Below are 24,326 nucleotides of genomic sequence, written 5' to 3'. Positions count from 1 at the left end.
TTTCTGCACTATGCCACAGTACTTGAAACTTGTGTTCTCAAAAACCTAATTACTGGCTATCATCCAAAATAGATTTCTCAATCGCTGCGCTCATTTCGAAATGACAATAGGATGATGAGTTGTCATCTCTTGTCTATTGTCTGAAAGGAGATTTCGAAATAACAAAGATTGACTTTCATTTAATTGACTCTCAACTGCGCCTGTCTGCCGAAAGGCAGGCTCGAACTGACATCTGAAGACTCATATCTGATTACTTCCTTTTATACAGCGGTACAGAAGAACATGCCTCGCCATACATGACGCTCTTGGCCACAGGCTGTATTTTTTCGATAGCCATCAGGTAGGCATTCTGGGGAACGGGCTTGTGGGAACACCCCTTAATAATCACGGGTTTGTCTGTGTAGGGGGAGACATCCAAGGAATCCAAAACAGATTGGTAAAGCATTGTTTCCAAATCCTCCAAACTCCCCACCACCACTTTTTTGGCATAGGGTTGAAGTTGAGAGGCCACCAACATAAACGCCCATCCGGGTACAATGGCATCGGTGGAACACTGTAAGGCTACATAACAGTCTTGGTATTCTGACCAATTGTGGGTGTCCACATGGTTTCTAAACTCCTTTTCGCGTAAAATAAAGCCCTCATGTAACCAGTCTTTTATATCCAGCACCTTTCGTTCCCCTTTGGGGTACAATTCCTCTAGATCAAAAGTGACCAGTTTGCTTTGGGCTACTCTATTTATGATTTTCTCTTCCATACTGTCATTCCTGCCCCTGCCTGTCGGCAGGCAGGGGCAGGAATCTTTTTATTTATTGGATTCCGCATCTTGCTTCGACTTCCTGTCCCGTTGAACAACGGAACGCTCATCATCTATGCGGAATTGTAAAACTACACCCCTAAGGTCCCACTTCGACTGCGCTCAGTGCAGACACTCAAGGGGACAATTTTAATTTACAGTTTTTGGTTTTGGGATTTGAACCTGCTGGCCAAAGACGTTTTCTGATGTTTGGTCTTCCTCCCTTTTACCCTCTTTCTCCAAAGCTTAAAAGATGAACTTTTAAGATGGGTTCGCATCACTTCCCTAACATCGTTCTCCTTTAAACCAAACTGATATTCAATGGCTTCAAATGGAGTTCTATCTTCCCAAGCCATTTCAATAATTCTATCGATTTGTCTTGTGGTCATCTGTTTGTGATTTATTTCGATGTTTTATAACAGCCCAAGTTCCAACTTCGCCTCCTCACTCATGAGTTCTTGTGTCCAAGGGGGATCAAAGGTGATTTCCACTTCCACGTCCTTGAGTTCGTCCAACGATTTTACCTTTTCCTCTACCTCCGCAGGCAAGCTTTCTGCAACTGGACAATTGGGCGAAGTCAGGGTCATCAAAATTTTTACATCATACTCCTCGTTTACGAATACATCGTAAATCAAGCCCAACTCATAAATGTCCACAGGAATTTCTGGGTCATAAATGGTCTTGAGAACCTTTACTATTTTTTCTCCCAAGTCTTGGGTATCTATGGTGATTTCTTCGCTCATCTTGTTCTAATTTAATTGGGTTTGATAAGCTACAGCATACAACTTCAGTTGCTTTACCATGCTAACCAATCCGTTGGCGCGGGTTGGGGACAAATGCTCTTTTAAACCAATTTCATCAATGTAGCTTGTATCAGCATCAATGATGTCCTGCGGTTTTTGATTGCTGAACGCCCTGATCAAAATGGCAATTATTCCTTTGGTGATAATGGCATCGCTATCTGCCGTAAATACCAATTTGTCTCCATCCAACTCGGCATGTACCCAAACCTTGCTCTGACAACCTTTAATGAGGTTGTCATCAGTTTTGTATTGTTCCTCGATCAAGGGAAGGGATTTACCCAGTTCTATCATGTATTCGTAGCGCTGCATCCAGTCATCGAATAGGGAGAACTCGTCAATTATCTCTTCCTGTATTTCTTGTATGGTCATGCGTCAGATTTCTTCAAAAGTACAACTCGGAAAGGTGCTTATCAAGTCTTTAAGATAAAGATAACGAATCGGTTATTCCAACATGCCTTTAGCACGTTTTACACCTGCCACCAACTTGTCCACTTCTTCTTTTGTGTTATAAAAACTGAAACTGGCCCGTACCGTACCCGGAATTTTGTAAAAGTCCATGATTGGCTGTGCACAATGGTGACCCGTTCGCACAGCAATACCCAATTTGTCCAATATGGTGCCGATGTCATAGGGGTGGATTCCTTCTATATTGAACGAAATCACCGAGGTTTTGCGTTGGGCAGTGCCGTAAATCTTAAGACCTTCGATACTCAAGAGTTGTTGGGTCGCATAGGCTACGAGCTCATCCTCGTATTGGGTAAGCGCTTCAAACCCAATGCCGTTAATATAATCCAATGCAGCACCAAAAGCGATTCCTCCGCAAATGTTCGGCGTTCCCGCTTCAAACTTATGGGGTAGATCAGCATAGGTAGTTTTTTCAAAAGTAACCTCTGCAATCATTTCACCCCCACCTTGATAGGGTGGCAATTTTTTAAGCCATTCCTCTTTTCCATACAGCATGCCCACACCGGTTGGACCACACATTTTATGGGCCGAAACCACATAAAAGTCCACATCCAAAGCTTGTAAATCGGATTTGATATGGGCAGCGGCCTGTGCGCCATCGATCAAAACTGCCGCACCTACGTTGTGGGCAGCCCCAATAATTTCTTCAATGGGGTTAATGGTGCCCAAAGCATTTGAAACATGATTGCAGAACACCAATTTTGTCCTATCGGATAACAGTTTATGGTATTCCTCCATCACCAAGTCACCATCCAAATTCATGGGAATGACTTTCAGTGTCGCTCCTGTTCGTTCACATAACATTTGCCACGGTACAATGTTGGAATGGTGCTCCATGGCGGATACGATTACCTCATCCCCTTTTTGTAAAAAAGAAGAGAATCCTGTGGCCACCAAATTGATGCCATGGGTGGTCCCGGAGGTGAAAATGACTTCTTTGGATGTAGCAATATTGAAATGCTCCTGAATTTTCTTCCGGGCCATTTCATAGGCATCGGTAGCTTCTTGGGAAAGGCTGTGCACTCCACGGTGGATGTTGGCATTGTAGCCTTGGTAATAGTCCACAATAACATCTATGACCTGCTTGGGTGTTTGCGAAGTTGCCGCATTGTCCAGATACACCAAAGGTTGCCCATTGACCTTTCGGTTGAGGATGGGAAAATCCTTTCGAATTACATCGACATCAAACGTGGTTGCTATGGTACTTTTGTTTGTCATTTTGAATCTTTCGACTGTCGCTTAAGACAGGCTCCATGAAAATCTAAAGTTCGACGTTTCTCGTCCATTCCAAAGGAATGAAGGCTCGAAACGGCATCTATGGGTTGCCTTATAGCTCATCAAATCCAACTCGAACGCCAAGTTTGCTGGCAATAATCTTGTTGATACGCACCTTTAGTTCAGGGATTCGGACACTTTCCAAGACATTGTTGGCAAAAGCGTACATCATCAAAGCAGTGGCCTCCTTTTTAGGGATTCCCCTTGACCTTAAGTAGAATAACGCTTCTTCATCCAACTGACCAATGGTACATCCGTGGGAACATTTTACATCATCCGCAAAAATTTCCAATTGGGGTTTTGAGTTGATTGTGGCCTTGTCACTGATCAAAATGTTGTTGTTCTGCTGGAAGGCATCTGTTTTCTGGGCAATCTTGTCCACTACGATTTTTCCATTGAAGACCCCAGTGGAACGTTCCCCAAAAATTCCTTTGTAATCTTGATGGCTCTCGCAGTTGGGTTGGGCATGATGTACGAGCGTGTGGTGGTCCACATGCTGTTTTTCACCTAAAATGGTCACACCTTTCAAGGTAGAATCAATGCGTTCCCCATCTTGATAGAAGTTCAAATTGTTTCGGGTCAATTTTCCACCAAAAGAAAAGGTATGTACCCGAACCACACTGCTATCCTTTTGTGAAATATAGGTGTTGTCCACCAAGGAAGCATTGTTATTATCATTCTGAACCTTGTAGTAGTCCACAATGGCGTCTTTGGCTGCAAAAATCTCCGTCACACAATTGGTGAACACCTCATTCTCTGTTAAACTTTGATGGCGTTCTATAATCTGAACCTCGGCATTTTGCTCTGCAACAATCAAGTTTCGCGGCTGTAGCATCAAAGCGGCCTCATTCCCCGTGGCCAAATGCAAAATTTGGATGGGCTTTTTGGGCATTTTGTTCTTTGGGATGTAGATATAAGCGCCCTCTCTGCAAAAAGCGGTGTTCAACGTAGTCAACGACTCATCTTTGGAAGCCGCTTTGTTAAAATATACATCGAGAACGGGACGGAACATGGGTTTGTTGAATGCAGAACTCATCAAACAAACGTCAACCACATCATGGGTGGTTTCCGAAAGATATGAGCTGTATACCCCATCTACAAAAACAATCTTGTAGGTATCGATTTCATGCAAAAAATACTTCTTGATGTCCTTATACTCCAAGGTGTTTTCCTGCTTTGGAAAAATGCTGAAGTCCACTTTTTGCAAGCTGTTCAGTGATGTATATTTCCAAGCTTCCTCTTTTTTGGAGGGAAACCCTTTTTCCTCAAAATTTTTAATGGCCTCAGAACGTACTTCATGAACCGGATGGTTCAAATCCATAGTGTTTTCAAAAGCCAAAAAAGATGAGAGTAATTTATCTTTTAAATCCATTTCTTATTCAGTTTTCAGTTCTCAGTACTACGAAATCTGATATCCGGTATCTGAAATCATATCTCTTTTATACCGCAGCCTCCTGTTTAATCCAGTCGTATCCTTTTTCTTCCAATTCCAAGGCCAATTCCTTGGAACCAGATTTCACGATTTTCCCATCATGCAATACGTGTACGAAATCTGGAACGATGTATTCCAACAAACGCTGATAGTGGGTAATCACGATTATTGCGTTGTCCTTACCTCTTAATTTATTGACCCCGTTGGCCACAATACGCAATGCGTCGATATCCAATCCGGAATCGGTCTCATCCAAAATGGCCAGTTTGGGTTCCATCATAGCCATTTGGAAAATTTCGTTTCGTTTTTTCTCTCCTCCAGAGAATCCTTCGTTCAAGGAACGGGACAAGAACTTACGATCGATATCCAACAATTGGGATTTTTCACGAATCAGTTTCAGCATTTCATTGGCGGGCATATCTTCCATGCCTCGTCCTTTCCTGGATTCGTTAATGGCCGTTCTAATGAAATTGGTCACGGACACCCCAGGAATCTCAACCGGGTATTGAAAAGATAGAAAGATGCCTTTGTGTGCTCTTTCCTCAGGAGCCATCTCTTCCAAATCCTCGCCTTCCAAATAAATGTTTCCTTTTTTTATCTCGAACTCTTCCTTTCCGGCAATGACTTCGGCCAAGGTACTTTTTCCTGAACCGTTGGGCCCCATAATGGCGTGTACCTCTCCTGCATTGACCTCAAGGTTGATGCCCTTCAGGATTTTTTTATCGTCTACGCTTGCGTGTAAATTGTTGATTTTTAGCATTTTCAAAAAGTTGTATTCTTTAATTTGAATTATATGATTTCGGCTACGCTCAATCAACCTTCAAAAGGTAGCTGAGCGAAGTCGAAGCTATCCTACCGAACCTTCTAGACTGATTTCCAATAATTTTTGGGCCTCCACAGCAAACTCCATGGGGAGCTTGTTCAAGACTTCCTTGCTAAAACCATTCACGATCAATGCGATGGCTTTCTCTGTATCGATGCCACGTTGGTTGCAATAAAAAATTTGGTCTTCACCAATTTTACTGGTCGTGGCCTCGTGCTCAATCTGGGCTGTTTTGTTCTTCGCCTCAATGTAAGGGAAGGTATGGGCGCCACATCGGTTGCCCATTAAAAGGGAATCGCATTGTGAAAAGTTCCGCGCATTTTCTGCCCTGCTGTTCACCTGGACCAATCCTCTGTAACTGTTTTGTGATTGTCCAGCAGAAATACCTTTTGAAATGATAGTACTTCGGGTGTTTTTCCCTAAGTGAACCATCTTGGTGCCGGTATCCGCTTGTTGAAAGTTGTTGGTCACGGCAATGGAATAAAATTCTCCGATGGAGTTGTCACCCTTCAAAATGCAAGAAGGGTATTTCCATGTAACGGCCGAACCGGTTTCTACCTGAGTCCAAGAGATTTTGGCGTTCTTTTCGCAAAGACCACGTTTGGTCACAAAATTGAAAACACCACCTTTACCTTCTTTATCGCCAGGGAACCAGTTTTGGACTGTTGAATATTTTATTTCGGCATTGTCCAAGGCGATGAGTTCCACTACGGCGGCGTGCAATTGGTTTTCATCGCGCATAGGGGCGGTACAACCTTCCAAGTAACTTACGTAGCTGCCTTCCTCGGCAATGACCAAGGTTCGCTCAAACTGCCCTGTTCCCGCCTGATTGATTCGGAAATAGGTGGAAAGCTCCATTGGGCAACGCACCCCTTTTGGAATATAGCAGAAAGACCCATCCGAAAAGACTGCGGAGTTCAATGCAGCATAAAAATTATCTTTTTTCGGAACTACGGAGCCGATGTATTTCTTCACCAACTCTGGGTGTTCTTGAATGGCTTCGGAAATGGAGCAGAAAATAATGCCCTTTTCCGCCAAGGTTTTTTTGAAGGTCGTGGCCACCGAAACGGAATCCATTACAATGTCCACGGCCACCCCGGCCAATTTCTTTTGCTCATCCACAGAGATGCCCAACTTTTTGAAAGTGTCCAGCAATTCTGGATCTACTTCATCCAAACTATTGTACTTGGGTTTTTTGTTGGGTGCGGAGTAATAGGAAATATCCTGAAAATCGGGTTTCTTGTATTTTACATTGGCCCATTCCGGCTCTTCCATTTTCTGCCAAGCCCTAAAGGCTTCCAATCGCCACTCCGTCATCCAATCCGGTTCTTCCTTCTTTTTGGAAATGGCAATAACAATGTCCTCGTTCAGACCCTTGGGCAAGGTGTCCGATTCTATATCTGTGTAGAAACCATATTCGTACTCTTTGGTTTCCAGTTCTTTTTTTAATTCTTCCTCAGTATACGCCATATCTTATAAGTTAGCCAATCAAAGGCTCAAAGTCAAAAATTATAGTGAAAAACTCTCCCCACAGCCGCAGGTGCGCTGTGCATTGGGATTGTTAAAGACAAAGCCTTTCCCGTTCAACCCCCCTGAATATTCCAATGTAGTGCCCACTAGGTATAAAAAACTCTTTTTATCTACGATGATGCGCACGGCATTATCTTCAAAAACCTTATCTGAATCAGCAGCTGTTTTATCAAATTTCAATTCATAGGACAAACCGCTGCACCCTCCACTTTTTACACCTACACGCACAAAATCGGTACTCGCATCATAACCTTCCTCGGTCATGAGTGACACCACTTTCTGCTTAGCTGTTTCTGAAACTTTAATCATCTTAACTGGATTTGTTCTAAATAGCCCACAAATATACTGTATAAGTAGGGTTTTACCATGAATCCTAACATTATAATAACGAATATGTTCATAGGGGTTTTCTATGGAACAGAACGGCTATTTTATTTTGATGACGACAAGGTCCGTCATTCCTTTAGAATCAAGGCCCAAAAAGTCGCTGCTGGCCGCTTCTCCAACCAGAACAATCCTGCCGTCTGCGCTAAACGCAACGTCAAAACCAAAGTCCAAACCGGAGCCGCCGAAGGATTTTTGATGGGTTAAATTTCCTTCGCTATCTGTTTTGATGAGCCACAGATCGTTTTCACCTTTATTTTCAGTGGCATCACCGTCCGTACTTTTGGAATTCCCGGCGATTACAAAACCGCCTTCAGGTGTGATATCGAGTCCTTTGGCATCATCAAACTCTGACCCGCCAAAAGTTTTTTCCCAAAGCAGGTTTCCGTCATCATCTATTTTGATGAGCCATACATCAGACTCACCATTATTTTTGGAAACATCGGTGTCAGTGCTAAAGGTATGTCCCAAAACTGCATAGTTTCCATCATGTGTTTTTTTGATATCGTAGGAAACCTCAATACCCGTTCCGCCAAAGGATTTTTCCCATAACAAAGTGCCGTTTTCATCGATTTTAACCACCCAAAAATCGTAACTGCCCTTAGTGTTTGAAATATCAAAATCATCGCTTTCTGAAAAGCCGGACATCACAAATCCGCCATCATCTGCCTGTACCACAGCATGGGCGCGATCGTTGTTGGTGCCTCCAAAATAACGGCGCCATTGCAAGTTACCTTCCGAGTCGATTTTAGTCCCCCAAAATTCTCCAACCCCGTGTCGGGTATGTGATGTTGATCCTTTTCCAAAATTACCCTCGCCATTGGATAAGGTCACATCCAAAAAGCCAGCAAAAAAGAAACCGCCATCCGAGGTCTGAACCAAATCATAGCAATGATCATGTCCTGCAAATCCAAAACTTCGCTCCCATAAAATAGTACCAGATGCATCCAAACGAAGAATCCAATTATCATGGAAACCTTCATTATTGCTTCCATCTCCATCATCACTCATGGCATATCCCACAATAGCATAGCCGCCATCAGTGGTCTGGATTATGGATTGCCCACGATCGTCCTTGGTGCCCCCATAGGTTTTGCTCCATTGTAGATTGCCTTCGGCATCCAACTTTAACAGCCAATAATCGTTTACAGCCAAGATTTTTTCAGCCAAATCGCCATCTGTACTGTTACTATACCCCAAGATGGCATAGCCCCCGTCCATTGTTTGGATAATGGACTGGCCTGTTTCCTCTCCAGAACCACCAAAACTTTTTATCCATTCTACTCCTCCTAAAAAAGGGATTTCCATTTCTGGAACTGGGGAGGTATCGTCATCCGAGCATGACCAAAGACCCATAAAAATCAAATAGACCAGTATCTTTTTCATGATCTAGTTTGATTTTTGAATCACAAAGAATCCCGCTTCCGTGTCGTTGACAATAATCTTCCCACTTTCAAAATAGGGGTAGACACTCCAAACCCCATCAAATCCGGGAGTATTGTTTGAGGGGTGAGTATCAAAAAAACCAATTTCAGAAATAGTCCCTGAGTCAATTCCTGTTATGTCCAAAACCCGCAAGCCCGCTGAATAGTTGGCCAAGAAAAATTCATTCCCTTTTACATAGCCATTATGGTCTGTGGCTGAGGTTGGCCCTGTATATGTTGTATGCAAAACTGGATTATCTAAATCGGTCATATCAAAAACCAAGGTTCTGGAATCAAAACCAAAACTGATTTCATCAGTTTCATCCCCCAAAATGTAATAACGGTGGTCTTCGGTAAACCACCCTTGATGTGTATAGCCCCTATTGGAGTAGCTCAGTGTTCCTATTTCTGTGGGGTTGGATTTATCTGTGATGTTTGCAATGGCTATTTGGGTCTCATTGGCCCCGATAAAAATTTCATGCCCTGTGTAGTCGGTGTCCGGACCATTGTACGTAATTACTTGGGCATCATGGGTGTATCCGTTTGCCCCATATCCTCCAACACCGGTAGGGCTTGTTGGATTTTGGATATCCACAAAATGCACTCCTCCGTTGAATGTATCGTTTCGAGCCGTGCCAACAGGGTAGGCAAAGCCCATTTCTTCATTGATCACAATATTGTGAGCATTTCCAATTCCAGTGTAACGGGCATCAGCAACAAACAGTTGTGGTGGGTTGGTCACATCCCGAAGTCTTTTTAGGTCGAACACCTGCATACCGTGATTTGTGGCTTCGGAGACAATGAAAGCGTGGTCATTATAGACTTTGATATCCCGCCAAATACTGGATTCGGTGGCTGTTGGTAGCTTTCCCAAATAGACTGGGTTTTCAGCATCGGTAATATCAACAAAGGCTGTTCCATTGTCCAAACCGATGAGTGCATACTCGCCCCCAGTTGAAGGGTCTGTCCAACCCCAAATGTCATTTCCAGCATTTGCGTTGAAAGCATTGAGACGCATCTGAAAAAGTAGGTCATACTCTTGACATGGGTAAATACTGGCCACGCCACCCTCGCAAGGGGTAGACCACAAAAATATGTTCCCATCACCAATGTCCGGACCTTCATTCTCCATTCCGGCCCCATCTCCGCCTTGGTCGCTAGGACCATCAGAATCACCACTACTTGAGCATCCCGCTAGAACCAAAATGGCAAAAAGTGGCGATAAGGCTTTTATTCCCATAGCATGGCAATGTTACGTTTGTTTTCTTTTAAAGATACAATTTAAAATTATCCTCTTTACTTTTGCCTCATGATTGAAGACAAAAATCCACAGCGCACATCACTGGAAGAATTGGGAGAGTTTGGCCTGATTGAACACCTTACCCAGAACTTTGAATTGCAACAAGCCTCATCGATTATGGGAATTGGTGATGATGCAGCAGTTTTGGATTTTAAGGATAAAAAAACCATAGTTTCCACCGATATGTTGGTTGAGGGCGTCCATTTTGACCTCAGCTACATGCCGCTAAAACACTTGGGGTACAAATCGGTAATTGTAAATCTATCGGACATTTACGCCATGAATGCGATGGCTACGCAGGTCACCGTGTCCATCGCCGTTTCAAACAGATTTCCTCTGGAAGCCTTGGAAGAATTTTATGCTGGAGTTGCCTTGGCTTGCAAACTTTACCACGTGGATTTGGTTGGGGGTGACACCACCTCTTCCACCAAGGGGATGCTCATTAGCGTTACTGCTTTGGGGATCGCCGAAGAAAATGATATTGTTTACCGCAAAGGCGCAAAGGCCAACGATCTTTTGGTGGTCACCGGGGATTTGGGCGGTGCATACTTGGGCCTTCATGTGTTGGAGCGAGAAAAAGAAGTCTTTAAGGTAAATCCAGAAAATCAACCTGATTTGGAGCCCTACTCCTACATTGTGGAGCGTCAGTTAAAACCTGAGGCCCGCAAAGACATTGTGGAACTCTTGAAAAAGTTGGAAGTAAAACCCACTTCCATGATCGATATCAGTGATGGATTGTCTTCAGAAATTTTACATCTCTGCAAGCAAAGTGATGTAGGCTGTAATCTTTTTGAGGATAAAATTCCATTGGACCCCACGGTCATTTCAACTTCCGAGGAGTTTCAGATGGACAGCACCATGATTGCTTTGGGCGGTGGTGAGGACTATGAATTGTTGTTCACCATAGACCAATCGGATTTCCCAAAAATAAAAGCCAATCCCAATTTGACCGTCATTGGTCACATGACCGGTAAAAATGAAGGTGCACATTTGGTAACCCGCGCTGAAACCAAGATACCCCTAACAGCACAAGGCTGGAATTCCTTTAATGGATAGGCACAAAAAATCCCGAAACTCAAGGGTATCCACTTCATGGTCTTGGGGCACGCGACCTGTATAGCAGTAGGTACTTACTTAAGTTCGGGATAAACCGTAAAAACTTCTTGAAGGATATTGGGTTACGCTACGCGCTGTACCAGTTTGGTCCTTCGTTTTCTATACATGTCCTCTAAGGTGTTGTTGATTTCCTGCATTTGAGGAGTCAAAACTGAAAGTTTGCCACTAACATCTGTGGTAACCTCCTTCTGACAATGGATACATTTGTATTCCTTAATGTGTTGTGTCACTTTTTTGGAAACCACATAATGGTGGCCAAAAACGTTGCAGAATAATGAAGAAATTTTGTTGCCATGGTGATGAGTAGAAGTTTTCATAAGCCGGTTGTGTTTTGGAGGAGCATCCATGCGATTTGGGGATCGATAAAAATGCTGTGTTGATTAATTAGTAATTTTCAGTTATACGTTTGGTTTTAAGTGAATGGTTTTCTATGTCAACGAATGTTGATAACTTTTTATTTTGCTCAAATTTTCACAATTACTTTTTTTCGATGAAATACACTATAATCGTCAAAAAGTCAATTATTTTCGTTGAACTACGCTTTCGAAATATACTACATTGAACGATAATTATCAACATCTTATGAACAAAAAAACGTTAACAATTACTGCGTTTGCCCTTTTTTCCCTCTTCTTTGGTGCTGGCAACCTTATCCTTCCCCCACTCTTGGGATTCAACTCAGGTAGCTCATGGTGGTTGGTTGTACTGGGGTTTTGTCTCTCCGGTGTGTTGATTCCGCTCTTGGGCATTTTGGCCCATGCCCGCTTACAGGGTACTTTGTTCGATTTTGCCAAAAAGGTATCCCCAACTTTCAGTTTGTTGTATTGTTATTTAATCTATGCTATTTCCATTGCCCTGCCTTCGCCCAGAACGGCTTCGGTAACCCACGAGATGGCTATCCAACCAATATGGGAATCACCCTCTTTAGTAACAAGCGTGATTTATTTTACCCTGGTCTATTTGTTTGTCATCAACCGCTCCAAAGTTTTGGATGTGGTGGGAAAGTTGCTAACACCAGGTATCCTTATCATTCTATTTCTTATTGTGGTCACGGCCATGGTTAGTATGGATTTCGATTTTTCCATTTCTGAAATGAAGCACCCCCTGAGTGATGGTATTTTGGAAGGGTACCAAACCTTCGATGCCATCGGTGCCGTTGTTGTAGGGGCGGTCATCATCGTTTCTATCAATATAAAAGATAAAGCGGCGAGTTACGAAGCTAAAAAAGACCTCATCCGAAAAGCGGGCTTTTGGGCCGGCTTGGGATTGTTCCTAGTTTATTCCGGACTTATTTTGACTGGGGCCTTGTTCAGTGATGTCTTTCCGGCGGACGTTACCCGAACCGCTCTTTTGAGTGGCATCAGCACCGAAACTTTGGGAGGTACGGCCACTCTGTTTTTGAGCGTTTTGGTAAGCTTGGCCTGCTTTACCACTGCAGTGGGAATTGTAACGGGTACCTCAGATTTTATAAAAGGGCAATTCAATGATTCCAATTGGGCCTATCGGATTACGGCCTTCATTGGATGTGTGTTGGGTGTGCTCATTGGGCAGTTCAATGTAGGGTACATTATTGCGGTGGCCGTGCCTGCTCTCATGTTCATCTATCCCATTACCATTGCGTTGATTTTATTGAACGTACTTCCCGAAAAGTGGGCTTCACCAAGGGTCTTTAAGTGGGTAGTGATCACCACCATTGTATTTAGTGCCCCAGATTTTGTGGGCAGCCTAGGTGTTGGATTACCTTCTTACCTCTATCTGGAATGGTTGCCGTTGGCCGAATATCAAATGGGGTGGGTGTTGCCCGCTTTGATGGCCTTTGTAGTGGGGAATACTTTAAAAAAATTAAGTTAGAATTTTCAGGACCAACATTAACATCAGCATTGAGGTTGTTTCATTAATTCTTCTGATGCATTTCCGATTTCAATTTTACCAACTCCCCTAACAATCGTGTCTCCTTTACTTTGTTTGATAGGTTCATGGCCTGAGCCATCCGATAAATCTCAAAGTTGAGCGTGTCAATCTCGGTTTCTCTTTTGTTGTTGATGTCCTGAAGCGTAGAAATGAACTGCCCGTCAGACATTCTACTGATCATCAAAACTTGATCTTCCAATTCGGAAGTGCCTAAATCTATTCCCTTTTTATTGGCTATCAGAGCACATTCGGCAATGACCCGCTGCGCAATGGCCAACACATTTTTATCTCTGTGAAATATCCCATTATCCACTTCCAGCAAAGGGCAAATGGAATTGAATACGCAATTGGCAATGGCCTTTTTCCAGATAATGCGCTGGATGTCCTTTTCCGCGCTAAACCTAAAATTAAGGCTGTCCAAGATTTCAACAATACTTTTTAAGGTGGTGTTTCTTTGCTGAATCATCCCAATTGGCGATGGGGCCACTGGTTTGTAGGTTATGGTGTCTGGTCCATTATTCTGACTGGTCATAAAAAGGACACAGCGGTAGACCTCTGGAAAATCCTTTTCCAAAAAAGGCTGTTCCACACCCAGTCCATTCTGGAGAAGCACTAGAGGTGAGTCTCCAATTTTTGATGCCAGTTTTTCGGATAGTACTTTGTTCCCAAATGATTTGTTGGTCAAAACCACTATACCCTTCAATTGAGAATGGGTGCTCAATGTGCTCACCGCGATTTCAGCGTGCAAGGTGGGGCCATCTTTGAGCTCCACCGTTATTTTTTCTTTGTGCGAAGAGCCATCATCCAAATGGCCACGGATCAACTCCACTTCCTTGCCTTCTTGGTGTAGGGATACAGCGAGTGCTTTCCCTACCGCTCCAGCCCCAATAATAAAAATTTTCATAGTACTAAAGGTACTTAGAATCCCCATATATGGTTTTCTGTTTTGGTTGCTAAAGAAAGTGACAGCCTATAAAATCATTGCTCTTGAACAAGCATTCTTCTATTCAGCTCAAACCTTCATGCTAAAATATCATTCAATGCCCGGAACAGATACAGCGGATATTCGGCAATTCTGTTGCAGAGGTAGAGGTACCATTCTTTACCATATACGAAGTATAATTTGGTTGGATAACCCTGCTCTTTTAAGTCCATCAATAGCTCTGTTTGTATACCATATAGACTTTCAAACTCATAGAGATTGTTGTCTGGTTTGTATTGCTGAATCAATTGGATGGCTTCTTGTTGAATTTTGGAATGATGTGTTGCAATAGAGAGCTTGTGATTTTGGGACAATAACTGATCCACATAATACAAATACCTTTCATCCAACGCATCCCCTCTTGGAATGGAGAAGTGTTTTGGGGTTTCAAAAGCTCCTTTTACCATTCGTATTCTTCCATTTTCCTGGGTCAACTCTTTAAAATCATCCTGTGTTCTGTGCAAATAAGCCTGCAGGGTAATTGAAGCATTTGAATAGGTTTGTGCTGTTGTCTTGTAGATATCGATAATGGCATCGGTTATTTCAACTCCTTCAGCACTTATGGTAACTTCAATATTATACTTTTCAGCCTCTTCCACTATGGATTTTATGTTATTCAAACATAACTCGTGTGAAACGGCCAAGCCGATATGGGAAAGGTCCAGGGAAACTGTAGAATTGAGCTTTTGATTTTTGATTTCATCCACTATCCTAAGGAATTCATGGGTAGCCTCATTGGCTTCTTCCACGGTGAGTGTGTTTTCGCCCATATACTCAATGGAACATTTAAACCCATTTCCGTTTTCAAGTTTCACTTTTTGAATGGTTTCATCAAGTGTTTCTCCTCCTATATAGCGGTTCGCAGCTTTTTTAAGAGTTTTATATAAGATTTCATTGGAGAGTATATATTCCTTTGCTTCATGGTTCAAGGCAGCCTTTCGTAATGCAGCAGCTCCCATGCGTAATAATTCTTGTTCCATCTCTAGATTGTTCTGTGTTTGTTTTTAAGGATTGTGGTTATGTGGATAAGCCCAATTAAAAGCCAAACAATATTGACCGAATTGGAAGGCTAAGCCCCGTAATAAATGGTGTTTGTCATTAATAATAGACTTCCCAAAATATTTAGGAGTTGGTATAGTAAGGTTTGGGCACTGATTCGGTTCTTGCTATTTAACCAATAGGCCGTTACGAGCATAATAGAGCCCGTCCAACCTAATAGGTCAACAATAAAATCTGTCATATTTAAATATATCGATTTGTAGTTTCAAATGAATAAAAAAAGTCAGAGGTCGTTCTTTAATGTGTTTATATAGTTTCGTATCTCATCCTCGTTTCTTCTATAATAGGTCCATTTGCCATGTCTGGTGGCAATCAACAAATCCACCCTGTGCATCATGGTTAAATAATGCGAAATGGTGGATTGCGACAAGCCTGTTTTATCTTGGATATGACATACACAGACCCCATCGCTAAAATCCGGGACATTCACCTGCGGCGGAAAGTTCTCTTCCGGTTTTTTAAGCCAGTTAAGAATATCTATTCGCACTTGGTTTGATAATACTTTGTTTATTTCTAATACATCCATGGTGCAAATGTAATACAACAAATCGAGATATTTCGATATAACAAATAAAATTTGAAGCGACTTCGAGTCGTTCTCCAAGTCGCTCCAATAACTAACATCACATTCAAAGTCAGTATCTAATCAACATGGGTGAAAATCTTATTTACAATTTTCCATTTCCCATCCATATTGGCCAAAGACAGATAATCGTAATAATTATATCCCGAAAAAGGCACATGCAACTTGGCCATGGCCACCTTGCCTAAAATATCGATTCCAATAATAGCCATCCTGAACTCCTCTCCCAAGGACTTTGGGCTTTGTCGGTTCTTAACCCCTTCAATATAGGCTGATTTACTTTTTAAGTAATCCTCTCCTTTGATGTCTCCATACAAATAGGTGTAGTCGTGAAAACACTTTTCCAGTTTTTCCACATCCCCATTGAAAATGCCCTCAAAGTAAGATGCTATCAACCCTTCTATTTCTTTTCTGTTTTCTGTGTACATTATTTTCAATTTTAAATGGCATGACCCACAGTGTGGCCTCCCGCCACATTAATGGTCTCACCGGTTATAAATTCTGCGGATGCCAAATAGTAAGCTGCTTCCGCTATTTCTCGGGCCTCCCCAATTCGGTTTAAAAGGTGCAATCCAGCTAGGCTATCGGCATCCTCAACCCCAATTTTTCCCTGTAATGGACTTCTAATGATTCCAGGTGCAATGGTATTTACCCGAATGTTCTGCTTGCCAAATTCCGCAGCGAGTTGCCTAGTTAGGGCATGGATCGCTCCCTTGCTTGTGAGCGGAGCGGTGGCTGGAAATCCATCAATGGCGTGATCCACCAATACGGTTCCAATATTGATAATGGTTCCACCGCCCTGTTCCAGCATGTGGGGAATGACTTCTTGCGAAGTAACATAGGTTCCCAATAGGTTCACCTTCCAAAATCTTTCCAAATCTGTTTCATTGACATCCAAAAAGGGTTTGGGGGCAAAAATCCCTGCGTTGTTGATCAAAACATCAATAGAACCGAATTTTTCCAAGGCGGTTTCGACCAATTTTTTTCCAGTTTCCCGCTTGCTGATATCTCCTGCAACGTAGGCAGCATTTGCCGGTGATCCCGGTGATTGAAATGTCATTTCCAAATTTGATGCATTGGAAGAATTCATGATCACATTACTGCCTCTTTCCAAAAAGTACTGGGCCGTTTCCTTTCCCAAACCTGTAGAGGCACCTGTTATGATAACTGTCTTGTTTTTCATGTGCTTTGTTTTTTAGTTTCTGAATATTGCTTTCCATCATAACCCCAATTGTCAATGGGCACCTCATCAATTACAATATGGGTGGTCTTGGGGTTTTTGTTGAGCACGTCCACCAATAGTTGGGTGACACCCTCGATCAATTTGCGTTTCTGGATGGAGGTTACCTGTTCATCGGTAACCTTAATGTTTACGTAAGGCATTTTTGTCTGTTTAAAATTACCCTACAAAGGTGCGATTGGGTCAATACCAAAAGGAAGGACATTCATCACAGATTTAGTGTGATGTTTATCACAAAAATAAAGTCAATCTAGGATTGCAAACGGCTCAAGGTCTCTCGCGACACGCCTAAATAGGCAGCGATAAGTTTTTTGGGAACCCGTTGAAAGAGTTGTGGATATTGTTCCAACAAAACATCGTATCGTTCTTTGGCTGAATTTTTTAGGAGGGAAAGAATCCTGTTTTGGAGTGCAATTCTTCCAAATTTGCTTTTTTTGGCCCAAAAGCGTTCCATCTTGTGCATTTGGGCCGTTAGTTTTTCCCTATTTTCAAAGGTGATGTATAGCAATTCGCTGTCCTCAATACAGTCTATGGATATTTTAGAAGGAGTGTGCTTAATGAAGGATTCGTAATCCGTGATCCACCAATTTTCCATCCCAAATTGAAGAATGTGTTCCTTCCCTTCCTCATCCACAAAATAGCTTTTAAGGCACCCATCCAAAATCCAATATTCCTTATCCACCAAATCACCTTCTTGGACAATGTACTGGTGTTTCCGTTTTTGGATGGGTTCAAAATAACTCAAAACCACATCAAATTCTTCATCAGTCAAAATGATCAGTTCTTCGATATGTCTTCTGAGCGGGTGCATTAGGCATTCATCAACTCTTCGATCTCCTCAATCTCTATTGGGATGTTACGCATCAAGTTAAAGGGTTCGCCACTTTCTTGGATGACGACATCGTCCTCCAAACGAACGCCCATACCTTCATCAGGAATGTAAATTCCCGGTTCCACGGTAAAGACCATATTCGGTTTCATCGGTGTTTTCAATTCGCCATAGTCATGGGTATTCAACCCAATATGGTGACTGGTGCCGTGCATAAAATACTTTTTATAGGCAGGCCAATCCGGGTTTTCATTTTGTACATCAGCTTTATCTAAAAGTCCTAATCCGATCAGTTCTGAGGTCATGATTTTGCCTACTTCCTTATGGAATTCAGCCCAAATAACCCCTGGCACCAGCATTTTTGTCGCTTCGTTTTTTACGCGAAGTACAGCACTGTACACTTGTTTTTGTCGGTCTGTAAATCTACCATTGGCCGGGATGGTACGGGTCATATCGCTGGAATAGTTGGCGTATTCGGCCGCCAAGTCCAACAAGATCATATCACCATCTTTTACCTGTTGATTGTTTTCCAAATAGTGTAGTACATTGGCGTTGTTTCCAGCAGCAATGATGGGTGCATAGGCATATCCTTTGGAACGGTTTCGAACAAATTCGTGTAGGAATTCTGCTTCTATTTCATATTCCCAAACCCCTGGTTTTACAAATTTCAAAATCCTACGGAAACCTTTTTCGGTAATATCGCATGCGGTCTGCATGATGGCAATTTCTTCGGGTTCCTTTATTCCTCGAATTTTTTGCAAAATGGGATTGCTCTTTGCCCACTGGTGTGCTGGATATTCTTTTTTACATTTTTCAATAAACCGATCCTCGCGGGTCTGAGTCTCGACAGCTTGACGGTAATGCTCATTGGTGTTGAAGTAAATCGTATCCGCCTCGGTCATCAAATCAAAAAAGATCTTGTCAAAATCGGTGAGCCAATACACGGTTTCAATGCCCGATACTTCCGTGGCTTTTTCTTTAGTAAGTTTAGCGCCTTCCCAAACGGCTATATGGTCGTTGGTCTCTCTAACAAACAGTATTTCGCGGTGTTTTGCATCCATTGCATCTGGGAACAGCAATAAAATTGTTTCTTCTTGATCTGCACCGCAGAGATAGAACAAATCTCGGCTTTGCTCAAAGGGAAGAGTGCTATCGGCTCCTATGGGATAAATATCATTGGAATTGAACACGGCGATACTTTTTGGCTTCATTTGCGCCGTGAATTTTTTACGGTTTTTTACAAATAGATTACTGTCTATGGGAGAATATTTCATATGAAAATTTTGATTTGCCCAAAAGTAGGTAATTGTGTTCCCCAAGACAAATTCATACCTTCCCTCTTCAAAGAAAAATTCATGCAGCTCAACCTTAGTATTCCCGCACTTTTGTTCCCCGCCATTTCACTTACCATGTTGGCGTATAATGCCCGGTATTTGGCCATCGCCGCCCTTATCCGTCAGTTGCACAAACAGTTCGAAGAGACTTCGGCCCAACCGCTGAAGCAACAAATCCACCAGCTTCGGAAACGGTTAGGCATTATCAAGAACATGCAGGCCACTGCGATTATTAGTTTTTTGTTGGCCGCCATTACCATGTTCCTTATTTATGTTGAACTGGATATTTGGGCCAATGTCATTTTTGGAATCAGTTTGGTCTTTTTGGTCATTTCTTTGGTACTTTCTTTGTTGGAAGTGCAACTTTCCACCAAGGCTTTGGGTATTCAACTTAAAAGCATGGAAAAATAATTCCTGTACTTAGATAATTTCCGCCCTCTTGAAATAAAGCAATTTTCGGGTCTTTTTCTTCAAGGGAATTTGTGTAATTTGGCTAGTATAAAAGCTACGCTTTCAGGTAGTTGCCCATTAAGGCCAAATAACAAACCATCAACACACCACATCATGCAAACCAATCGAAAAAACCGAATCAAATCCATAGACCTCCTACGAGGAGTGGTTATGGTGATCATGGCATTGGACCATGTACGCGACTATTTTCATGCTGATGCTTATTTCTTTGATCCTTCGGATATCGCCCAAACCAATGTGCCACTTTTTTGGACTCGATTCGTGACCCATTTTTGTGCTCCTGTTTTTGTTTTTCTGGCAGGAACCTCGGCCTTTTTTGTTGGGCAACGGAGAGATAAAAAATCATTGTCCATTTGGTTGTTGAAACGAGGCCTTTGGTTGGTCATCGCCGAACTAACGGTGATAAAATTGGCCTGGATGTTCAAGTTGGATTATTCCACTATCCTGCTGCAGGTAATTTGGGTTTTGGGCATAAGCATGGTCTTCTTGGCCGGATTTATCCACCTCCCCAAAAAGTTGATGATAGGGCTTGCGTTGGTAGTGATTTTTGGTCATAACCTATTGGATCCAATTGCGCCTACAGATTCGGTTGCTTCAGGTTTTTGGACTTTTTTGCATGTATTTAATATTGTTGATATGGCCAGTTTTCAAATTTTTGTGGGCTATCCGCTGATTCCATGGATTTTTGTAATGCCCTTGGGCTATCATTTTGGGGAGTTATACAAACCCTCTTATAATTCAAAACTCAGAATAAAGCGTTTGTTCCAAATAGGACTGGGGTTGACCTTGTTGTTTTTTGTCATTAGGACAATAAATGTGTATGGTGACCCTTACACTTGGGCCAAGCAAGACTCCCTTGGCATGACTATCGCTTCATATTTTAACATTACCAAATATCCCCCGTCCTTGCTTTACCTACTGATTACTTTGGGGCCTTCTATCCTCTTTTTGGCTTTCATGGAGAATGTGCAAAATCGATGGACAGAGAAATTAGTTGTCATTGGCAGGGTTCCCATGTTCTTTTATATTGTGCATATTTATGTCATTCATGCATTGGCCGTTTTCGCTGCCATCGCTACAGGGTTTAGCTTCTCGGATATGGTCATCGACTTATGGGTTACCTTGCAACCGCAATTACAGGGATATGGTTTTAGTCTTTGGGTGGTGTATCTTGTTTGGATCGTTTTGACGGTTGTCTTATATCCCATTTGCAGTTGGTACAATGACTACAAGACGGCAAATCGACAAAAGTGGTGGTTGAGTTATCTATAGCGCAAGTTTTGACCATCATTTTCGGCTCTCAGTTGGATATGTCAATTGAAATGACAAATTCACTAAAGCATAGTTGGGGTTCATTAAAGTTTTTCATACAGCATCAATGAATTTCTTACATTTATCTTGTTCTATTGAACGGTTTATTGCTATGAAAAAGACGGTAAAGGAGGTAAGTTATTTTAAGAACATTCGGGAAATTAGGGAATCTGATTTTGGGGTCTTTTATTTTTTTGATGGATTGGTCATTTCTGAAATCAAAGAAGGAGTCGTTTTCAATTGGTCCATGGCAAAAAAAATCATCAATATTGCTTATGAGGTCATTGGAAAGGACAAGCCCATTGCCTATATCTCCAACCGAATCCATGACTACTCTGTAATTCCCACAGATTGGCTAAAATTTTACAAAAACAGGCACCAGCTCGAATTTTACTCCGTGGTCGCCTACGACAAAGGTGGACTGTCCAGTATTGTGCTGGAAAAAATGTTCTTCAAGGATAACATTCGCCAATTCTCCGATCTTGAATCCGCCATCAAATGGAGCATTTCTAAAGTTGAAGAGAAAAGAGCAGGGTTAACGCCCTATGTGGAATAAGGCATCACCTTGGTTCACCACCGCTTGGTGATTAATGCAGATTACATGGCCATCAAAAGGTGCTTTTACCTTTTTGTTCTTTTTGGCAAACGTGTCCGTAACCAATCCTAGAGTCTCCCCTTTCTCCACAGCCTGTCCGTTCGCAATCTGGGGAATGAACATCCCGGCCCTTGCGGCCCTGATCCAACGCGTGGATTCCAGATGAATGGATAATTCTTGCTTCACCTTTTTCCCTTTTGATACCAGGCCCAAAAATTGAAGTACATTTTCCACACCCTTAATACCCATAGCAATGGCATTTTCATCAAAGCGCATACTTTCTCCTGATTCGTAGACCATAGTCGGAATTCCCATCTTATAGGTGGTTTTTCGGAAAGACCCCGCAATTAGCTTGGACGAAAAATAAAACGGTGCATTAAATGCTTTGGCCATGGCCTCGCTTTTGGCGTCACCAGAGGTGTATCTTGCCTGTGGATGATTATGACGTTGGCTTCCACCTGTATGAAGGTCAATTCCAAAATCCACTTGAGGCAAAATTTGTTCTGTATAGGTATGGGCAATCCGGCTGGCCAACGAACCCGTTTTTCTCCCAGGAAAACTCCGGTTTACATCCTTGCCATCCGGCACATCCCTAGAAAAATGAATAAAGCCAAAAATGTTTACAATGGGGACCACAATCACAGCCCCTTTTTCTATGGAAAAGCAATTATCCTGAAGCATTCTTCGAAGTGTTTCCACACCATTAATCTCATCGCCGTGCAAGCCTGCTTGGATTAAAACTGTTGGCCCTACCTCTTTTCCATTGAACACATGAACAGGTATATCAATCAAGGTCCCGGTAGGAAGCCGGGCAATGTTCAATTGCACACTCCTGTTTTGTCCAGGGGCTATGTCTACGCTATTTATGGTAATGGTCTTATTTTCTTTTTCTTCGTCCATTCTTTTCCACAAATTGAATGATATGCTTAGCCACATTAACGTTGGTTGCTGCCTCTATGCCTTTTAAACCCGGTGATGCATTTACCTCTATCAACAACGGTCCCTTTTTGGAACGGATAAGGTCTACCCCGGCCACGCCAAGTCCCAAATGTTTGGTGGCGTTTATGGCTATGAATTTCTCTTTTGGTGTCAATTGCACCACTTCTGTTTCTGCTCCTCTATGCACATTAGATCTAAAGTCATCAATGTCACTGGTCCGTTTCATGCTGGCCACCACTTTGTTCCCTACCACAATAATCCGAAGATCTTCGCCATTGGCCTCTTCAATATATTCTTGTAATAGTATACTGGTATTCATATTGTAAAGCGTATCGATGATGGATTTAGCGGATTTTTTACTCTCGGCCAACATTACCCCCTTGCCTTGGGTGCCCTCCTGTAATTTTATGATGACGGGGCCACCTCCCAAAAGTTTTATCTGATCTTCAACATTATGTGGGTTGATGGAAAACACCGTTTCGGGAATGGGGATACCTTTTCTGGCCATAATTTGCAATGTCCGCACTTTGTTCCGCGCTCTTGTTATGCCCAATGAACGTGCCGTGCTAAAGATGTTGTTCATCTCAAATTGTTTTACTATGGCCGCACCATGTCTGGTGACGGTTGTGCCGATTCGTGGTATGATGGCATCAAACTCATCGGTAATATCTTCATCATTCAAATAAATTTGGGGCTTGTCTGTACCAAGTTTGACCGAGCATTTGGTGTGATCGATCATTTCCACATAATGACCTGCATCCTGGGCTTCCTTTGCTATTCTTTTGGTAGAGTGCACATTAAGGCTAACGGATAATATGGCAATGTCCATGGCATTGGGTTGGTTAAAATCAAACGTAATATCGGTTAAAAATCCCAAAACGGAATCCTCTTACCTTAATTTAAAGGCTGCTGCTCAACTTATATAGTTCAAACAAAACCTTTTCATGGATTTAATTTCACAGAAGCTTAAAATCAGTCTAAATAACTGGTTTTACGATGTTGAAAGCTTGTTAAAAACTTAACCGTGCCGTAAATTTGTATTAAAACCAGCACTAATGAGTGGATTGATAAAATCTTCAATTGCCCGCAAAGTGGTAATGGCACTTTCGGGTCTTTTTTTGGTTGTTTTTCTTACACAACATTTTACCATTAACATTACTTCGGTCATTGATCCGGAAACCTTTAACTCCTGGTCCCATTTTATGGGATACAACCCATTGGTACAGTTTGTACTCCAACCCATTTTGATTGCAGGTGTAATCATCCATTTTGTAATGGGGTTTGTCTTGGAGATCCAGAACAAAAAAGCTAGGGGCGGCAGTTACGTGAAGTACAAGGGCAGCGCAAATGCACCTTGGGTTTCCCGAAACATGATCTATTCTGGATTGGTGGTGCTTGCCTTCTTGGTGTTGCACTTCTACGATTTCTGGATACACGAAATGGCCTACAAATACATTGAGGTTTCTCCGGAAGACCCCACACGGTACTATCATGAAACCGTTGAAAAATTTGAACCTTTCTGGAGAACCATTCTTTACGTAGTGGCCTTTGTATTGTTGAGCCTTCACCTATGGCACGGCTTTGCCTCTTCCTTCCAGAGTATGGGATGGAACAACAAGTACACACCTGCCGTAAAAACGTTCACAAAACTATTTTCGGTGGTCATTCCTTTGGGCTTTGCTTTTATCGCCCTGTATCACCACCTTAACCCAATAACACAGTAA

At 42.4% G+C, this 24,326-nt stretch carries 29 protein-coding genes; 6 read left to right on the top strand and 23 right to left on the bottom strand.

Annotated elements, in window-relative coordinates:
- Positions 1–250 precede the first annotated feature (250 nt).
- From AB1A65_RS04755 to AB1A65_RS04705, 11 genes are all read right to left on the bottom strand, one after another.
- Positions 251–757 carry a DUF2480 family protein gene (locus AB1A65_RS04755; RefSeq protein WP_366586151.1) on the bottom strand — a complete coding sequence of 169 codons (507 nt, stop codon included), beginning with the start codon at positions 755–757 and terminating at the stop codon, positions 251–253.
- A 194-nt stretch (positions 758–951) separates the two neighbouring features.
- Complete coding sequence (locus AB1A65_RS04750; protein WP_366586149.1) at positions 952–1,185, bottom strand: TIGR03643 family protein; 234 nt, start codon at positions 1,183–1,185, stop codon at positions 952–954.
- Between the two features lie 24 nt (positions 1,186–1,209).
- Positions 1,210–1,539: a DUF59 domain-containing protein gene (locus AB1A65_RS04745; protein WP_366586147.1), complete on the bottom strand. Its 330-nt coding sequence runs from the start codon at positions 1,537–1,539 to the stop codon at positions 1,210–1,212.
- Between the two features lie 6 nt (positions 1,540–1,545).
- The gene (locus AB1A65_RS04740) at positions 1,546–1,968 is read right to left on the bottom strand and encodes a SufE family protein (protein ID WP_366586145.1); all 423 of its coding nucleotides are present in this window, start codon (positions 1,966–1,968) and stop codon (positions 1,546–1,548) included.
- A gap of 72 nt (positions 1,969–2,040) precedes the next feature.
- Complete coding sequence (locus AB1A65_RS04735; protein WP_366586143.1) at positions 2,041–3,282, bottom strand: cysteine desulfurase; 1,242 nt, start codon at positions 3,280–3,282, stop codon at positions 2,041–2,043.
- Between the two features lie 109 nt (positions 3,283–3,391).
- On the bottom strand, positions 3,392–4,711 hold the full coding sequence (gene sufD / locus AB1A65_RS04730) for a Fe-S cluster assembly protein SufD (protein WP_366586141.1): 1,320 nt from the start codon (positions 4,709–4,711) through the stop codon (positions 3,392–3,394).
- Positions 4,712–4,778: 67 nt separating this feature from the next.
- Positions 4,779–5,531, bottom strand: a complete 753-nt coding sequence (gene sufC / locus AB1A65_RS04725; protein WP_366586139.1) for a Fe-S cluster assembly ATPase SufC — start codon at positions 5,529–5,531, stop codon at positions 4,779–4,781.
- Positions 5,532–5,618: 87 nt separating this feature from the next.
- On the bottom strand, positions 5,619–7,064 hold the full coding sequence (gene sufB / locus AB1A65_RS04720; protein ID WP_366586137.1) for a Fe-S cluster assembly protein SufB: 1,446 nt from the start codon (positions 7,062–7,064) through the stop codon (positions 5,619–5,621).
- A 39-nt stretch (positions 7,065–7,103) separates the two neighbouring features.
- On the bottom strand, positions 7,104–7,433 hold the full coding sequence (locus tag AB1A65_RS04715) for an iron-sulfur cluster assembly accessory protein (protein WP_366586135.1): 330 nt from the start codon (positions 7,431–7,433) through the stop codon (positions 7,104–7,106).
- 117 nt (positions 7,434–7,550) lie between these two features.
- A complete protein-coding gene (locus tag AB1A65_RS04710; protein ID WP_366586133.1) occupies positions 7,551–8,894 on the bottom strand; it encodes a hypothetical protein in 1,344 nt (447 codons plus the stop codon).
- 3 nt (positions 8,895–8,897) lie between these two features.
- Positions 8,898–10,172 carry a choice-of-anchor B family protein gene (locus AB1A65_RS04705; protein WP_366586131.1) on the bottom strand — a complete coding sequence of 425 codons (1,275 nt, stop codon included), beginning with the start codon at positions 10,170–10,172 and terminating at the stop codon, positions 8,898–8,900.
- A 69-nt stretch (positions 10,173–10,241) separates the two neighbouring features.
- On the opposite strand from AB1A65_RS04705, the gene thiL reads away from it, so the two are divergent.
- Complete coding sequence (gene thiL, locus AB1A65_RS04700; RefSeq protein ID WP_366586129.1) at positions 10,242–11,288, top strand: thiamine-phosphate kinase; 1,047 nt, start codon at positions 10,242–10,244, stop codon at positions 11,286–11,288.
- 122 nt (positions 11,289–11,410) lie between these two features.
- Here thiL and AB1A65_RS04695 read toward each other — a convergent pair whose 3' ends face one another.
- Complete coding sequence (locus AB1A65_RS04695; RefSeq protein ID WP_366586127.1) at positions 11,411–11,665, bottom strand: hypothetical protein; 255 nt, start codon at positions 11,663–11,665, stop codon at positions 11,411–11,413.
- Between the two features lie 265 nt (positions 11,666–11,930).
- On the opposite strand from AB1A65_RS04695, the gene brnQ reads away from it, so the two are divergent.
- Positions 11,931–13,199, top strand: coding sequence for a branched-chain amino acid transport system II carrier protein (gene brnQ, locus AB1A65_RS04690; protein WP_366586125.1), 1,269 nt, complete (start codon positions 11,931–11,933; stop codon positions 13,197–13,199).
- A gap of 43 nt (positions 13,200–13,242) precedes the next feature.
- Here brnQ and AB1A65_RS04685 read toward each other — a convergent pair whose 3' ends face one another.
- The 9 genes from AB1A65_RS04685 to AB1A65_RS04645 form a co-directional block, all read right to left on the bottom strand.
- Positions 13,243–14,163 (bottom strand): 2-dehydropantoate 2-reductase, encoded by a 921-nt coding sequence (locus AB1A65_RS04685; RefSeq protein WP_366586123.1) that lies wholly within the window; start codon positions 14,161–14,163, stop codon positions 13,243–13,245.
- A 116-nt stretch (positions 14,164–14,279) separates the two neighbouring features.
- Positions 14,280–15,221, bottom strand: coding sequence for a proline dehydrogenase family protein (locus AB1A65_RS04680; RefSeq protein WP_366586121.1), 942 nt, complete (start codon positions 15,219–15,221; stop codon positions 14,280–14,282).
- Positions 15,222–15,310: 89 nt separating this feature from the next.
- A complete protein-coding gene (locus AB1A65_RS04675) occupies positions 15,311–15,481 on the bottom strand; it encodes a hypothetical protein (RefSeq protein WP_366586120.1) in 171 nt (56 codons plus the stop codon).
- 42 nt (positions 15,482–15,523) lie between these two features.
- Positions 15,524–15,826 carry an ArsR family transcriptional regulator gene (locus AB1A65_RS04670; protein WP_366586118.1) on the bottom strand — a complete coding sequence of 101 codons (303 nt, stop codon included), beginning with the start codon at positions 15,824–15,826 and terminating at the stop codon, positions 15,524–15,526.
- A gap of 116 nt (positions 15,827–15,942) precedes the next feature.
- Positions 15,943–16,311 (bottom strand): nuclear transport factor 2 family protein, encoded by a 369-nt coding sequence (locus AB1A65_RS04665; protein ID WP_366586116.1) that lies wholly within the window; start codon positions 16,309–16,311, stop codon positions 15,943–15,945.
- A gap of 11 nt (positions 16,312–16,322) precedes the next feature.
- A complete protein-coding gene (locus AB1A65_RS04660; RefSeq protein WP_366586114.1) occupies positions 16,323–17,066 on the bottom strand; it encodes an SDR family oxidoreductase in 744 nt (247 codons plus the stop codon).
- The gene (locus tag AB1A65_RS04655) at positions 17,063–17,266 is read right to left on the bottom strand and encodes a 4-oxalocrotonate tautomerase family protein (protein ID WP_366586112.1); all 204 of its coding nucleotides are present in this window, start codon (positions 17,264–17,266) and stop codon (positions 17,063–17,065) included. Before AB1A65_RS04655 ends, AB1A65_RS04660 begins: the two co-directional genes overlap by 4 nt.
- 107 nt (positions 17,267–17,373) lie before the next feature.
- A complete protein-coding gene (locus AB1A65_RS04650) occupies positions 17,374–17,934 on the bottom strand; it encodes a Crp/Fnr family transcriptional regulator (RefSeq protein WP_366586110.1) in 561 nt (186 codons plus the stop codon).
- Positions 17,934–19,226, bottom strand: a complete 1,293-nt coding sequence (locus tag AB1A65_RS04645) for an aminopeptidase P family protein (RefSeq protein ID WP_366586108.1) — start codon at positions 19,224–19,226, stop codon at positions 17,934–17,936. The genes AB1A65_RS04650 and AB1A65_RS04645 overlap by 1 nt, the downstream gene beginning before the upstream one ends.
- Positions 19,227–19,307: 81 nt before the next feature.
- Between AB1A65_RS04645 and AB1A65_RS04640 the strand changes: the two genes are divergently transcribed.
- From AB1A65_RS04640 to AB1A65_RS04630, 3 genes are all read left to right on the top strand, one after another.
- Complete coding sequence (locus tag AB1A65_RS04640) at positions 19,308–19,697, top strand: DUF2721 domain-containing protein (RefSeq protein WP_366586106.1); 390 nt, start codon at positions 19,308–19,310, stop codon at positions 19,695–19,697.
- A gap of 153 nt (positions 19,698–19,850) precedes the next feature.
- Positions 19,851–21,029, top strand: a complete 1,179-nt coding sequence (locus AB1A65_RS04635; protein WP_366586104.1) for a heparan-alpha-glucosaminide N-acetyltransferase domain-containing protein — start codon at positions 19,851–19,853, stop codon at positions 21,027–21,029.
- Positions 21,030–21,180: 151 nt separating this feature from the next.
- Positions 21,181–21,624, top strand: coding sequence for a hypothetical protein (locus AB1A65_RS04630; RefSeq protein WP_366586102.1), 444 nt, complete (start codon positions 21,181–21,183; stop codon positions 21,622–21,624).
- On the opposite strand, the gene AB1A65_RS04625 is transcribed toward AB1A65_RS04630, so the two are convergent.
- On the bottom strand, positions 21,604–22,563 hold the full coding sequence (locus tag AB1A65_RS04625; RefSeq protein ID WP_366586100.1) for a succinylglutamate desuccinylase/aspartoacylase family protein: 960 nt from the start codon (positions 22,561–22,563) through the stop codon (positions 21,604–21,606). The two genes, AB1A65_RS04630 and AB1A65_RS04625, sit on opposite strands and share 21 nt — an antisense overlap.
- Positions 22,541–23,479, bottom strand: coding sequence for a RimK family alpha-L-glutamate ligase (locus AB1A65_RS04620; protein ID WP_366586098.1), 939 nt, complete (start codon positions 23,477–23,479; stop codon positions 22,541–22,543). The genes AB1A65_RS04625 and AB1A65_RS04620 overlap by 23 nt, the downstream gene beginning before the upstream one ends.
- A gap of 178 nt (positions 23,480–23,657) precedes the next feature.
- Between AB1A65_RS04620 and AB1A65_RS04615 the strand changes: the two genes are divergently transcribed.
- Positions 23,658–24,326: a succinate dehydrogenase cytochrome b subunit gene (locus tag AB1A65_RS04615; protein ID WP_366586096.1), complete on the top strand. Its 669-nt coding sequence runs from the start codon at positions 23,658–23,660 to the stop codon at positions 24,324–24,326.

This window comes from Allomuricauda sp. ANG21, assembly GCF_040705235.1.
Lineage (GTDB): Bacteria > Bacteroidota > Bacteroidia > Flavobacteriales > Flavobacteriaceae > Flagellimonas > Flagellimonas marina.
Note: the sequence above shows the minus strand (reverse complement) of the source record. Positions and strands in the feature narration are given on the sequence as shown.